Source organism: Amycolatopsis sp. NPDC051758, from assembly GCF_044453095.1.
Classification (GTDB): Bacteria; Actinomycetota; Actinomycetes; order Mycobacteriales; family Pseudonocardiaceae; genus Amycolatopsis.
Window position 1 is genome coordinate 179,098 of the sequence record NZ_JBITCJ010000006.1, and the last position, 12,668, is coordinate 191,765.

General features: G+C 71.2%; 11 protein-coding genes. 3 read left to right on the top strand and 8 right to left on the bottom strand.

Annotation, left to right across the window (positions count from 1 at the left end; genetic code table 11):
- Positions 1 to 310 precede the first annotated feature (310 nt).
- A complete protein-coding gene (locus tag ACIA5G_RS28140; protein WP_395928392.1) occupies positions 311 to 2,107 on the top strand; it encodes a hypothetical protein in 1,797 nt (598 codons plus the stop codon).
- Here ACIA5G_RS28140 and ACIA5G_RS28145 read toward each other — a convergent pair.
- Positions 2,104 to 3,426: a PLP-dependent aminotransferase family protein gene (locus ACIA5G_RS28145; protein WP_395928394.1), complete on the bottom strand. Its 1,323-nt coding sequence runs from the start codon at positions 3,424 to 3,426 to the stop codon at positions 2,104 to 2,106. The genes ACIA5G_RS28140 and ACIA5G_RS28145 overlap by 4 nt on opposite strands.
- A gap of 97 nt (positions 3,427 to 3,523) precedes the next feature.
- Between ACIA5G_RS28145 and ACIA5G_RS28150 the strand changes: the two genes are divergently transcribed.
- The gene (locus ACIA5G_RS28150; protein ID WP_395928396.1) at positions 3,524 to 4,180 is read left to right on the top strand and encodes an O-methyltransferase; all 657 of its coding nucleotides are present in this window, start codon (positions 3,524 to 3,526) and stop codon (positions 4,178 to 4,180) included.
- A gap of 146 nt (positions 4,181 to 4,326) precedes the next feature.
- Here the strand turns inward: ACIA5G_RS28150 and ACIA5G_RS28155 are convergent, their stop codons facing one another.
- Both ACIA5G_RS28155 and ACIA5G_RS28160 read right to left on the bottom strand, forming a co-directional pair.
- Positions 4,327 to 6,276, bottom strand: coding sequence for a transglycosylase domain-containing protein (locus ACIA5G_RS28155; protein WP_395928398.1), 1,950 nt, complete (start codon positions 6,274 to 6,276; stop codon positions 4,327 to 4,329).
- A gap of 77 nt (positions 6,277 to 6,353) precedes the next feature.
- Positions 6,354 to 7,079 carry a FadR/GntR family transcriptional regulator gene (locus tag ACIA5G_RS28160; RefSeq protein WP_395928400.1) on the bottom strand — a complete coding sequence of 242 codons (726 nt, stop codon included), beginning with the start codon at positions 7,077 to 7,079 and terminating at the stop codon, positions 6,354 to 6,356.
- A 138-nt stretch (positions 7,080 to 7,217) separates the two neighbouring features.
- Here ACIA5G_RS28160 and ACIA5G_RS28165 point away from each other — a divergent pair, with 138 nt between their 5' ends.
- Complete coding sequence (locus tag ACIA5G_RS28165; RefSeq protein ID WP_395928403.1) at positions 7,218 to 7,442, top strand: hypothetical protein; 225 nt, start codon at positions 7,218 to 7,220, stop codon at positions 7,440 to 7,442.
- 83 nt (positions 7,443 to 7,525) lie between these two features.
- Here the strand turns inward: ACIA5G_RS28165 and ACIA5G_RS28170 are convergent, their stop codons facing one another.
- The 5 genes from ACIA5G_RS28170 to gcvT are packed head-to-tail and all read right to left on the bottom strand — an operon-like array spanning position 7,526 to position 12,662.
- On the bottom strand, positions 7,526 to 8,893 hold the full coding sequence (locus ACIA5G_RS28170) for an L-serine ammonia-lyase (protein WP_395928405.1): 1,368 nt from the start codon (positions 8,891 to 8,893) through the stop codon (positions 7,526 to 7,528).
- A 15-nt stretch (positions 8,894 to 8,908) separates the two neighbouring features.
- A complete protein-coding gene (gene lipA / locus ACIA5G_RS28175) occupies positions 8,909 to 9,910 on the bottom strand; it encodes a lipoyl synthase (protein WP_395928407.1) in 1,002 nt (333 codons plus the stop codon).
- A complete protein-coding gene (gene glyA / locus ACIA5G_RS28180; RefSeq protein ID WP_395928409.1) occupies positions 9,907 to 11,181 on the bottom strand; it encodes a serine hydroxymethyltransferase in 1,275 nt (424 codons plus the stop codon). The genes lipA and glyA overlap by 4 nt, the downstream gene beginning before the upstream one ends.
- Entirely contained in the window at positions 11,181 to 11,558 is a 378-nt protein-coding gene (gene gcvH / locus ACIA5G_RS28185) for a glycine cleavage system protein GcvH (protein ID WP_395928411.1), read from the bottom strand. The genes glyA and gcvH overlap by 1 nt, the downstream gene beginning before the upstream one ends.
- A gap of 12 nt (positions 11,559 to 11,570) precedes the next feature.
- On the bottom strand, positions 11,571 to 12,662 hold the full coding sequence (gene gcvT / locus ACIA5G_RS28190; protein WP_395928413.1) for a glycine cleavage system aminomethyltransferase GcvT: 1,092 nt from the start codon (positions 12,660 to 12,662) through the stop codon (positions 11,571 to 11,573).
- Positions 12,663 to 12,668 lie beyond the last annotated feature (6 nt).

Sequence of the window (12,668 nt, forward strand, 5' to 3'; positions counted from 1 at the left end):
GGGGAGTTCGAATGTCGGAAATCAGCACTGGGGACCGGTTCGCGGTCGCGGACCAGACCGCCGCCATCGGCACGGCTCGGGCCACGACCGGGTGAACCTCAGGCGCCCCAAGGCGGCCTTAATTGCGTTGAAATAGGTGCTGCGGCGCGAAGCGCCTCCGTTGAGGGTGGCGGCGGGGGCATGGATGGAGCACCGAAGGCCGCCTTGGGGCGCTGTGGACCGCGGGGCGCAGTGGTGCTGTTCATACCGGTGGTGACCCCGGCCGCTACCATCGCTTCCCGGGTGTGATCGGGAGCGGAAGGCGGGCGGCGTGGACGTGGCGAGTCCTGCGCGCGCCGCCGCCTCCGAAGAGCCCGTGCCCGCCAAAGCGGCCCGGCCCCTGCTGCGCTGGAGCCTGCACGCCACTTGGGTCGTGCTCCTCGCGCTGGCCACCGAACTGCGCGTCGGCCGCTTCGGGTTCCACCCGTCCGACCAGGGTTTCATCCTCGCCCAGGCGTGGCGGGTGCTGCACGGCGAAGTCCCGCACGCCGAAATCATCTCCGCGCGCCCGCTCGGGTCCGCGGTGCTGCACGTCGCCGACTACGCGCTGCCGATGCCGCTGTTCTTCGGCTCCAGCTTCCTGTCCATGGTCGAGATCATCGTGGCGACGATCGCGTTCGCCACGCTCGTCACCCGTCGCCGGGTGCTGGACTGGGGCCCGGGCATGACGGCGATGGTCGCGGCGGCGTCGCTGATCAACCTCAACGCGTTCCCGCTGATGGCCTGGCACACCGTCGACGGCATCGCGCTCACGGCGTGCGGCGCCTGGGCGCTGGACTCGGGCCTGCGCGGCGACCGTGCGCTCGCCCGCCGCGGCGGGCTGGTGCTGCTCGGCTGCGCGGTGTTCGTCAAGCAGAGCTTCGCTCTGGCCGCGGTGATCGGCGTGCTGTGGCTGCTGCTGCACCCGGCGACCCGCGAGGGCGCGCTGCGGACGGCGCGCTGGTGGCGGCGGCTCGTCCTCGACCTGCTCGCGCTCGGCGCGCCCGGGCTGGCCTACGTCGCGTGGGTCAGCCTCGGCGGCGGGTTCGCGGAGATGGTCGAGCAGCTGACCGGCGGCGTGCCCGCGTACGGCGAGCGGCTGCTCGGGCTGTGGCTCGAAGACCCGGAAGTGCTGACGCAGGCGCCGTTCCGGGAGCTGACCTTCTTCGCCGTCATCGCGGTGGTGCTCCTGGCCGTCCGGCTGCCGGGCGACCGGCTCGGCGCGGCCGGGCGGGCCGCGTCCTGGGTGCTGGTGCTCGCCGGCGCGGCCGCGGTGGTCTGGACGGTGGTCGACGGCCGGTTCACCGGCTCGTCACGCTGGGCGGACGTGCTGTGGTGGATCGTCGCGGTCAGCGTGCCGGTGTACGCGGCGGTGCGGCGGAAGGTGCCGTGGGCCGGGCTGCTGGTGCTCGCCACCGGCTTCATGACCAGCCTGTCGTGGGGCAACGACACCCCGACGCTGCTCACCGGCACCCTCGCGCTGACGGCGTTGCTGCTGCTGAGCCACGTCGTCCCGCCGCGGCCGCGGCTGGCGCGGCGCTGGGTGACCGCGACGGCGGGGCTGACGGCGGTGGTGGTCTGCGCCTGGGTCGTCGTCGTGCGGCACGACCAGGCCGCGTACCTCGACCTCGGGCACGACCAGCTGACCGGTGACCTCGGCGAGGTCAGCCCGGCGATGGCCGGCATCCGCACGAACCCGTCGACGTTCCGGTACGTCCAGCAGATCCGCGACTGCCTGAACCGCTTCCCGGCCGGGCGGACGGCGGTCCTGCCGGACAACCCGTTCGCCTACCCCGCGTTCGGCCTGCGCAACCCGTTCCCGCTGGAGTGGCCGCTGCCGCTGGAGATCGTCGGCGATGCGCCCGCCCGGATGCTCGAGACGGCGGACGCGCTGGACCGCGAAGGCGACTACCTGGTGCTGTTCCAGACGGTGCCGACCCGGCTGCTAGCGACGGGCGGCCCGGTGCCGGCGACGGTCCCGGCCGACACCCCGGTGTTCGACTACCTGGGGCTGGAGATGGCGCTCCAGGCCCGGCTCACCGGCCGCGTGGTCACCTGCGGCAGCTTCGTGGGCAAGTACATGCCCTAGTCGACACCCACGTCGTCCGGGCTGCCGGCGGCCAGCGTCGCCAAGACTTCGAGAGCCGCGCCCAGGGTTTCCGGCGGCGGGGCCGACACCGCGATCCGCACGGCGTTCGGCGCGTGTCCCGGCAGCACCGCGAACGCCGCCGCCGGCGACAGTGCGATCCCCCGGCGCGCCGCCGCCGCGACGAACATCTCCGCCCGCCACTGCTCCGGCAGCTCCCACCAGCGGTGGTACGACGCCGCGTCACCGCGCAGTCCCGGCAGCTTCTCCGCCACGACCAATGCTCGCGCGGCGGCGTCACGGCGTTTTGCGGCTTCGACTTCGGCCAGGGTGCCCGTCACGATCCACTGCGTCGCCGCTTCGACGGCGAAGCGCGACACAGTCCACGCGCCTGAGCGCACCGACGACGCCAGCCGCGCGGTCCAGTGCGGCGGCGGCACCAGGAAACCCGCCGTCAGCCCGGGCGCGACCCGCTTGGAAAGGCTGTCGACGAAGACTGTCCGCTCCGGCGCGTACGCGGCGAGCGGCCGGACGTCGTCACGCAGGAACGTGTAGATGCCGTCCTCGATCACCGGCAGGTCCAGCCGCGCGACGACGTCGGCGAGCTCTTGACGGCGCCGCGCGGGCATCGTCGTGCCGAGCGGGTTGTGCAGTGTCGGCTGGACGTACAGCGCGCGCACCGGCCCGGCCGCGGCCAAGGCCTCCGGCACCAGGCCGTCCTCGTCGGTCTCGATCGGCACCAGCTCAACGCCGAGCCGCGACGCCACCGCCTTCACCACCGGGTAGGTCAGCGACTCCACCGCGAGCCGCTCCCCGACCGGCACGAACGCGGCGATCGCGGCCGCGATGGCCTGCCGGCCGTTGCCGGTGAAGAGGATCGCCGCCGGGTCCGGCCGCCAGTCGCCGCGGGTGAGCAGCGCGGCTGCCGCGTCCCGGGCCGCCGGGGTGCCCGCCGCGCCGATCGGGTGCAGGGCCGCGGTGAGGACGTCGGCGCGCAGCAACGGTTCCAGCGCGCGGGCCAGCCGCGCGGACTCCCCGGGGAGGACGGCGAAGTTGAGTTCGAGGTCGACGCGCGCGTCACCGGGCTCGGCGAGCGCCGGCTCGGGCGGCGGTTTTGCGGCCCGCACGAACGTGCCGCGGCCGACCTCGCCGACGGCCAGGCCGCGCCGCACCAGCTCGCCGTAGACGCGGGCGGCGGTCGAGTTCGCGATGCCGCGCTGCCGGGCGAACCGGCGCTGCGGCGGAAGCCGGTCACCGGGCCGGAGGCGGCCGGCGTCGATGTCGGCGGCGAGGGCGTCCGCGACGACGCGGTAGTCGTCCATGTCCACCTTCGCTTCCCACCTGCACCGACGCCGGTGAGCCTAACTGCAGGCCTCGCCGGTGATCGGGAAAGCCCGCTAGATTGGCCGCGGAGGTGCCATGACCGACAAGACGTGGGCCGAAGTCGACGACTACCTCACCGGCGCGCTGCTCGCCCCGGATCCGGCGCTCGACGCGGCGCTGGCCGATTCGGCCGCCGCCGGGCTGCCGTCGATCGCCGTCGCGCCCAACCAGGGCAAGCTGCTGAACCTGCTGGCCCGGCTCGCCGGGGCGCGCACGATCCTGGAGATCGGCACGCTCGGCGGGTACAGCACGATCTGGCTGGCCCGCGCGCTCCCGGCCGGCGGCAAGCTGGTGACCTGCGAATACGACCCCAAGCACGCGGAGGTCGCCCGGGCGAACCTGACCCGCGCGGGCTTCGGCGAGGACGTGGTGGACATCCGGGTCGGCGCGGCGCTGGACACGCTGCCGGCGCTGACCGGGCCGTTCGACTTCGTGTTCATCGACGCGGACAAGAACAACCTCGCGAACTACGTGCGCGCAACCCTGAAGCTGTCCCGCCCGGGCACGACGATCGTCGTCGACAACGTCGTCCGCCAGGGCGGGGTCGCCGACCCGGCGAGCACCGACCCGAACGTCCTGGGGGCGCGGGAGATGTTCGAGGTGCTCGCGGGTGAGGACCGGATCGACGCGACGGCCGTCCAGACGGTGGGCACCAAGGGGCATGACGGGTTCGTGCTGGGCTTGGTGCGCTGAGGCGTCACCGCCACAGGCGGATCGCCGCCGGCGGCGCTCGGCGGCAAACCTCCGCTGCGGGCCGCCGAGCGAGCGGAACGGCTGGCTCTCGTGCGACAAACGCAGGACCGAACTCGACCCGCCCGACCCGACCCGCCCGCCGGCCGTCACCGCCGGGGGCGGACCTCCACCGGCGGCGCGAGCGGCACACCCCGCTGCTCCGCACCACCGAGCGGCCGGTACGGCTGACCCTCGTGCGCCGCGGTCATGAACGTGCGCCAGATGTCGGCCGGGACCACGTCGCCGGTGAGCTTGGCGCCCGTCGCGTCCGTCAGGCGGCGGTCGTCGTCGGAGCCGATCCAGACCGCTGTCGCCAGCTGGGGGGTGTAGCCGACCGCCCAGGCGTCCTGGTTGTCCGGGGAGTTGCCGTGCTCGGCCGCGCCGAAGCGCAGTGCTGCCGGGCGGCCGTCCGGCAGTGACGTGCCCAGCGTGCCGGTGACGTCCTCGGCGATGCGGCGGCTCGTGTCCGCGTCGTCGTCGAACGCCGGCCGCGCGGTGTCGGTGTGCTCCCAGACGACCGCGCCGCTCTCGTCGCGCACCTTCGCCACCAGGTGCGGGGTGGTGCGCGTGCCCTCGGCGGCGAACGTCGCGTACGCGCCGGCCATGTCCAGTGGCCGGAACGGGTAGCGGCCGATCGCGATGCCGGCCCCGATGAGGAAGCCGTCCTTCTCGCGCATCGTCGGGGTGCCGTCGACGGTCTCCGGGATGCCCGCCTGCCGCGCGGCCTCGCTCAGCGCGTCCGGGCCGAGCTTCTTCGCCAGCGCGACGAACGGGCCGTCGGCCTGGGCCTGCATCGCCGTGCGCAGGGTGCACTTCGGGCCGCAGACGTCCGGGTACTGGAAGTTCTCCCCGAGGAACTCCTGCTTTTCCGGCGACGGCACCGGCTGGTCGAGGCCGTACCCTCGGCGCACCGCCGCGGCGAGCGTGAACGGGTAGAACGCCGAGCCGGCCGCGTGCGGGGTGCCGGCGTAGTCGCGGACACTCTGGTCACCGCCCTGGTAGGCGCGGACGGCGCCGGTCTTCGGATCGACCGCGACGATCGCGCCGCGGAACACCTTGGGCTCGCTCTTCAGCCTGTCCTGCAACGCTTTCCTCGCGATGTCCTGCATGCCGCGGTCGAGCGTCGTCACGACCGTCATGTTGCCCTGCTGGAGCCGGCCGAGCGGGAAGCCGTCCTGTTCGAGCTCGGCCAGCACCTGCTGCTTGACGTGGAACTCGTCGTAGGTGACGCGGCCCGCGCGGGTCTCCGACGGCGCCTGGACCTCGGCGGCCGGGTAGGCCATGTTTTCGTCGCCCTTCACGTATCCGCGGCTGACGAGCTTGTCGCGCACGTACTGCCAGCGCCGCGTCGCGTGGGCGTCCCCGGAGGCGGCCGGGTCGTGCACCGACGGCGACTGGATCATCCCGGCGAGGAACGCGGCTTCGCTCCAGGTCATCGAGTCGTCGAGCTTCTTGCCGAAGTAGGCGTTCATCGCCGCGGCGGGCCCGAACGTGCCGCGGCCGAAGGAGATGATGTTGACGTAGCTCTCGAAGATCTGTTCCTTGCTCTGCTCCTGGGTGATCTTCGTGGACAGCACGAGCTCGGCGAACTTGCGCCCGATCGTGGCGTCTTCGTCGCCGGTGGACTTCTTGATGTACTGCTGGGTGATCCCGGACCCGCCGCCGACGCCGGTGAGGAACGCGCGGCCGATGCCGGTCGGGTCGAAACCCTGGTTGTCCCAGAAGGTCGGGTCCTCGGTGGCGACGATCGCGTCCCGCAGCTTTTCGGGCACCTGCGTGTAGGGCACGAACGTGCGGTCGCCGTCGGCCGGGATGACCTTGAGCAGCTCGGACCCGTCCGAGTACTGCAGGACGACGGTCTTGTCGAGCTCGGCGAGGACCTCTTGCGGGCTCCGGACGTCGAGCACGAGGTAGGCGACCCAGAACGCGATCAGCGGGACGCCGACGAGCGTGCCGGCGGTCCAGTAGCCGATCCGCCGGATCCGCCGCCACCGGCGGCGGCGCGGGGTGTCCGGTTCGGCGGGAGCCTCGTCTTTTTCCTCGGTCGCCAAGGTCACGAATGGATGACGGCCGAACGGGTGAGGAGGTTCTGTGGAGAACTAACGAGGTTGTTCGAATCCTGTCAAGACGGCCTTCAGGCCAGGAAGGCGCGCAGCAGCGACGCCGTCCCCTCGATGTGCTCCGCCATGGCCTGCCGCGCCGCGGCCGCGTCGCCGGCGAGGATCGCGTCCACGATCGCTTCGTGCTGGGCGTTGGAGTGCTCGAGGTTCGGCGGCAGCAGCGGGATCCGGTCGAGCAGCTGGTTGACGCGGGTGCGGGCGTCGGCCATCGCCGTGGTCAGGGAGCCGGACGCCGTCACCTCCGCGATCGCCAGGTGCAGGCGGGAGTCCTTGCGGCGGTAGTCGTCGAGGTCCGCGCTCGCGGCCTCGGCGAGCGTGCCGGTGAGGTGCTGCCGGTCGGCCGGGCTCAGCGAACGCGCGGCGGCCATCTCCGCGACGCCCGTCTCGAGGACGTAGCGGAGGCTCAGCGTGTCCTCGAGCGCGAAGGGTTCAACCTTGCCTTCGGGTGACCGTTCGGGCGGGCCGGGGAGGGTGTCGTTCACGAACGTGCCGCCGTAGCGGCCCCGCCGTGACTCGACGTAACCGGCGTCCGAAAGGGCACGAATGGCCTCGCGGAGCGTGACGCGGCTGACCCCGAGCCGCTCGGCGAGCTCGCGTTCCGACGGGAGCCGCTCCCCCGCGCCCACCACCCCGAGCCGGATCGCCTGCAGCAGCCGCTCGACGGTCTCCTCGAAGGCATTGCCCGCGCGGACCGGCCGGAACAGCGCTTCACCGGCATTCACCACCGAGGTCGACTCCATCCCGCGAGTTTAGGCCGCGCCGAGTGGATCACCGTCGCCGCAGCGCACCTTCGGAGTGGCCGCGGCCGGTCGCTCTCGGTGACAATGGTGTTCGCGGGTGGAAAAACCGGTGGAACCGGACGGGCACACTCGGCAACGATGGTGACACCGACACCGCACATCGACGCAGGGGGCGATCCGGTGCACTTCTTGATGGCCGAGGATCTGGTTCACGAGCGGGAGAACGAACTGCGCCACGGCGTGCGCAACCGCCCGCCGGGTCAGGCCACACCGAGCCGCAGGCCGGGCACGAGGAGACAGCAGCTCGGCTGGCGCCTGGTCGAGGTCGGCCTGCGGATGGCAGCCGACCCGGAGCAGAACTAGCACCGCTAGAAAACGCATCTTTCCTAGGGAAAGCTCGGCCCCGGCACCTCCGAGACGCATCTTTCCCAGGGAAAGTGGCGTCGTCAGCACTCGATGACGTTCACCGCCAGGCCGCCGCGTGCGGTTTCCTTGTATTTCACGCTCATGTCCGCGCCCGTCTCGCGCATCGTCTTGATCGCCTTGTCCAGCGTCACCACGTGACTGCCGTCGCCGCGCATCGCCATCCGGGCCGCGTGGATCGCCTTCGACGCGCCGACCGCGTTGCGCTCGATGCACGGGATCTGCACCAGGCCGCCGACCGGGTCGCACGTCAGGCCCAGGTGGTGCTCAACGCCGATCTCGGCCGCGTTCTCCACCTGCGCCGGTGAGCCGCCGAGGACCTCCGTCAACCCCGCCGCGGCCATCGCCGAAGCCGAGCCGACCTCACCCTGGCAGCCGACCTCGGCGCCGGAGATCGAGCCCGTCTGCTTGAGGATCGAGCCGATCGCGGCGGCGGTGAGCATGAACGTGACGATGCCGTCGTCCGTCGAGTGCCGGATGAACCGCTGGTAGTAGTGCAGCACCGCCGGGATGATGCCGGCGGCGCCGTTGGTCGGCGCGGTGACCACCCGGCCGCCCGCGGCGTTCTCCTCGTTCACCGCCAGCGCGTACAGACTGACCCAGTCCATCGCGTACAACGGGTCGTCCGCGCCGTCCTCGGCCAGGAGCTTCTCGTGCAACGCCTTCGCGCGCCGCGGCACCTTCAGGCCGCCCGGCAGGACACCTTCGTGGGTGCAGCCGTTGCGGACACACTCGGCCATGACCGCCCAGATGTCCAGGAGCCCGGCCCGGACCTCTTCGCGCGAACGCCAGGACAGCTCGTTCGCCATCATGATTTCGCTGATCGGCAGCCCGGTCGACGCGCAGTGCCCGAGCAGGTCCGCGCCGGTGCGGAACGGGTACGGCACGGGCGTCGAATCCTCGACGAACACCGCGTCGGTCTCGTACGACTCGTCGCGGACGAAGCCGCCGCCGACCGAGTAGTACGTGCGCTCGCGCAGCAGTGAACCGGAAGCGTCGAAAGCACGGAACACCATGCCGTTCGGGTGCGCCGGCAACGACTTGCGCCGGTGCATCGTGAGGTCGTTGTCCTCGTCGAACGCGATCTCGTGCGTACCGGCCAAGCGCAGCCGCCCGGACTCACGGATTTCCGCGATGCGACCGGGCACGACATCCGTGTCGATCGCTTCGGGGCGTTCGCCCGAAAGCCCGAGCAGGACGGCTTTGTCACTGCCGTGGCCGAAGCCGGTCGCGCCGAGCGAGCCGAACAGCTCGGCCTGCACTCGTGCGGTCTTGGCGAGGTCGTCGCCGAGACCGTCCACAAAGGTCCGTGCCGCCCGCATCGGCCCGACGGTGTGGGAGCTCGACGGGCCGATGCCGATGGAAAACAGGTCGAAGACGCTGATCGCCATTGATCCGCCCCCTTCCTATCGCGCCAGCAGAGAGCTGGCTTCTTGCGCGGCCGGGCCCTGGTCGGCGAGGTGCTGCAGGTTCTCGGGCAGCTCCTCTCCACGGTAACCCTTGGTCTGGGCGTACAGCCGTCCCGCGCGGTACGACGACCGCACGAGCGGTCCGGCCATGACCCCGGCGAAGCCCATCGCCTCGGCGGCCTGGGAGTGCTCGACGAACTCCTCCGGCTTCACCCAGCGGTCCACCGGGTGGTGCCGCGGCGACGGCCGCAGGTACTGCGTGATCGTCAGGATCTCGCACCCGGCGTCGACCAGATCCTGCATCGCCGGAGCGACCTCGTCCGGGGTCTCCCCCATGCCGAGGATCAGGTTGGACTTCGTGACCAGGCCGAACTCACGCGCCTTGGTGATGACCTCGAGCGAACGCGCGTACCGGAACCCGGGACGGATCCGCTTGAAGATCCGCGGCACCGTCTCCACGTTGTGCGCCAACACTTCCGGCCGCGAACCGAAGACTTCGGCCAGCTGGGCCGGATCGGCGTTGAAGTCCGGGATCAACAGCTCAACACCGGTACCCGGGTTCAGGTCGTGAATCTGACGCACGGTCTCGGCATAAAGCCAGGCGCCGCCATCCTCGAGGTCATCCCGGGCCACACCGGTCACCGTGGAGTAGCGCAGACCCATCGCCTGAACGGACTCCGCGACCTTCCGCGGCTCGGTCCGGTCCAAAGCAGCCGGTTTACCCGTGTCGATCTGGCAGAAGTCGCACCGACGCGTGCACTGGTCACCACCGATGAGGAACGTGGCTTCGCGGTCTTCCCAGCACTCGTAAATGTTGGGACAACCAGCCTCTTCACAGACCGTGTGCAAGCCTTCGCGGCGCACCAGGCCCTTGAGTTCGGTGAACTCCGGGCCCATCCGCACCCGCGTCTTGATCCACGGCGGCTTCTTCTCGATCGGCGTCTCGCTGTTGCGGACCTCGAGCCGCAGCAGCTTCCGGCCCTCGGGCAGCGCGCTCACCGGGACAGGTCCGCGTACAACGGGTGCTTCGCGGCCAGCGCCTCGACGCGGTCACGCAGCTTCGCGCGCAGGGCGTCGTCGAAGTCCGGCTTCAGCGCCTCCGCGATGACGTCGGCGACCTCGGTGAAGTCGTCCGCCTGGAACCCGCGGGTGGCCAGCGCCGGGGTGCCGATCCGCAGGCCGGAGGTGATCATCGGCGGGCGCGGGTCGAACGGGACGGCGTTGCGGTTGACCGTGATGCCGACCTCGTGCAGCCGGTCCTCGGCCTGCTGACCGTCCAGAGTGGACTGGACGAGGTCGACCAGCACCAGGTGGACGTCGGTGCCGCCGGTCAGCACGCGCACACCGGCGTCAGCACAATCCGACTGGGACAGCCGCGATGCCAGGATCCGCGAACCTTCGAGCGTGCGCTGCTGACGCTCGCGGAACTCCTCGCTAGCGGCGATCTTCAGCGCGACGGCCTTGGCCGCGATGACGTGCTCGAGCGGCCCGCCCTGCTGGCCGGGGAACACCGCCGAGTTGATCTTCTTCGCCAGCTCCTGGCGGCACAGGATCAACCCGCCGCGCGGGCCGCCGAGGGTCTTGTGCGTGGTCGTGGTGACGATGTCGGCGTGCGGCACCGGCGACGGGTGCAGCCCGGTCGCGACCAGCCCGGCGAAGTGCGCCATGTCCACCATCAGCTTCGCCTCGACCAGGTCGGCGATGCGGCGGAACTCGGCGAAGTCGAGCTGACGCGGGTACGCGGACCAGCCGGCGATGATCAGCTTCGGCTGGTGCTCGACGGCGAGGCGCTCGATCTCCTCGAGGTCGACGATCCCGGTCTCTTTGTCGACGTGGTAGGCGACGACGTTGTAGAGCTTGCCCGAGAAATTGATCTTCATCCCGTGCGTCAGGTGGCCGCCGTGCGCCAGGTCGAGGCCGAGGATGGTGTCGCCGGGCTTGAGCACGGCGAACATCGCGGCGGCGTTGGCCTGGGCGCCCGAGTGCGGCTGGACGTTGGCGTGCTCGGCCCCGAACAGCGCCTTCGCGCGGTCGATCGCGAGCTGCTCGACAACGTCGACGTGCTCGCAGCCGCCGTAGTAACGGCGACCCGGGTAACCCTCGGCGTACTTGTTGGTCAGCACCGAGCCCTGCGCCTCGAGCACCCCCACCGGGGCGAAGTTCTCGGAGGCGATCATCTCCAGGGTGGACTGCTGGCGGTTCAGTTCGTCGGCGACGGCCGCGGCGACCTCGGGGTCGACTTCGGACAGGTGCTGGTCGAACGTCGTCATCAGTTCTCCTGGGTGAGCGCGGCGTACGCGGCGGCGTCGAGCAGTTCGGGCACGTCGCCGGTCAGACGCACCTTCAGCAGCCAGCCTTCCGTGTACGGGTCCTCGTTGATGACCTCGGGGCGGTCCGATGTGGCCTCGTTCACCTCGACGACCTCGCCGGACACGGGCGCGTACAGCTCGCTGACCGACTTGGTCGACTCGACCTCGCCGAACACCTCGCCCGCGGTCACGGTCGCGCCGGCGTCGGGCAGCTGGACGAACACGATGTCACCGAGCGACTCGGCGGCGAAGGCGGTGATGCCGACGGTGGCGACGCCGTCCTCGACGTTCAGCCACTCGTGTTCCTTGGTGTACTTCAGGTTCTCGGGGATGCTCACGGTGAAAGTCCTTTACGCGCGGGAGTAGAAGGGCAGGGCGACGACCTCGACGGGCTCGATCCTGCCCCGGATGTCGACGGAGAGCTCGGTGCCGGGCTCGGCGTACGCCCGATCGACGTACGCCATGGCGATCGGGTAACCCAGCGTGGGCGACAGCGCCCCACTGGTGACCTCGCCGATCTCGACGCCGTCCGACAGAAGCTTGTAGCCGTGCCGCGGAGCACGACGACCCGCGCCCTTGAGTCCGACCCGCACGCGCGGGACGTCCTGCTTGGACCGCTCTTCCAGTGCCGCGCGGCCGACGAAGTCGCCCGGCTTCTCGAACTTGACAACCCGCCCGAGCCCGGCTTCGAACGGGCTCTGGTCGAGGGTGAGTTCGTTGCCGTACAACGGCATTCCGGCTTCCAGCCGCAGAGTGTCGCGGCAGGCGAGCCCGGCCGGGACCAGCCCGTGACCCTCGCCCGCCTCGGTGAGGATGCGCCAGACCGCCGGGGCCTCGTCGGCGTTCACGAACAGCTCGAAGCCGTCTTCGCCGGTGTAGCCGGTGCGGGCGAGCAGGACGTCGTGGCCCTTCACGACTGCCGGGACGCTGGCGTAGTACTTGAGCGCGCCCAGGTCCGCGTCGGTGACGGCGCCGAGGATCGCGGCGGCGTTCGGGCCCTGGACGGCGATCAGCGCGGTCGTCTCCGACCGGTCGTCGACCACCGCGTCGAAGCCCGCGACCCGCTCGGCCAGTGCGTCCGCGACGACCTTCGCGTTGCCCGCGTTCGCGACGACCAGGTAGTGCTCGTCGGCCAGCCGGTAGACGACGAGGTCGTCCAGCACACCGCCGGAAGCGTCGCAGATCATCGTGTAGCGCGCGCGGCCCGGCTTGACCCCGGCGAGGTTGCCGACCAGCGCGAAGTCCAGCACGTCCGCGGCCTGCTTGCCGGTGACGTGGATCTCGGCCATGTGCGAGAGGTCGAACAGCCCGGCCGCCTCGCGGACCGCCTTGTGCTCGGCCAGCTCGCTGGCGTAGCGGACCGGCATCGACCAGCCGGCGAAGTCGGTGAACAGCGCACCGAGTCCCTTGTGGACTCCGTGGAGGGAGGTCTCTTTCGACACGTCGGG

Bases quoted from the DNA above. Each gene is read 5' to 3' on its own strand.
- ACIA5G_RS28145 (WP_395928394.1), bottom strand. From the start codon at position 3,426: ATGGACGACTACCGCGTCGTCGCGGACGCCCTCGCCGCCGACATCGAC.
- ACIA5G_RS28150 (WP_395928396.1), top strand. From the start codon at position 3,524: ATGACCGACAAGACGTGGGCCGAAGTCGACGACTACCTCACCGGCGCG.
- ACIA5G_RS28160 (WP_395928400.1), bottom strand. From the start codon at position 7,079: ATGGAGTCGACCTCGGTGGTGAATGCCGGTGAAGCGCTGTTCCGGCCG.
- ACIA5G_RS28165 (WP_395928403.1), top strand. From the start codon at position 7,218: ATGGTGACACCGACACCGCACATCGACGCAGGGGGCGATCCGGTGCAC.
- ACIA5G_RS28170 (WP_395928405.1), bottom strand. From the start codon at position 8,893: ATGGCGATCAGCGTCTTCGACCTGTTTTCCATCGGCATCGGCCCGTCG.
- glyA (WP_395928409.1), bottom strand. From the start codon at position 11,181: ATGACGACGTTCGACCAGCACCTGTCCGAAGTCGACCCCGAGGTCGCC.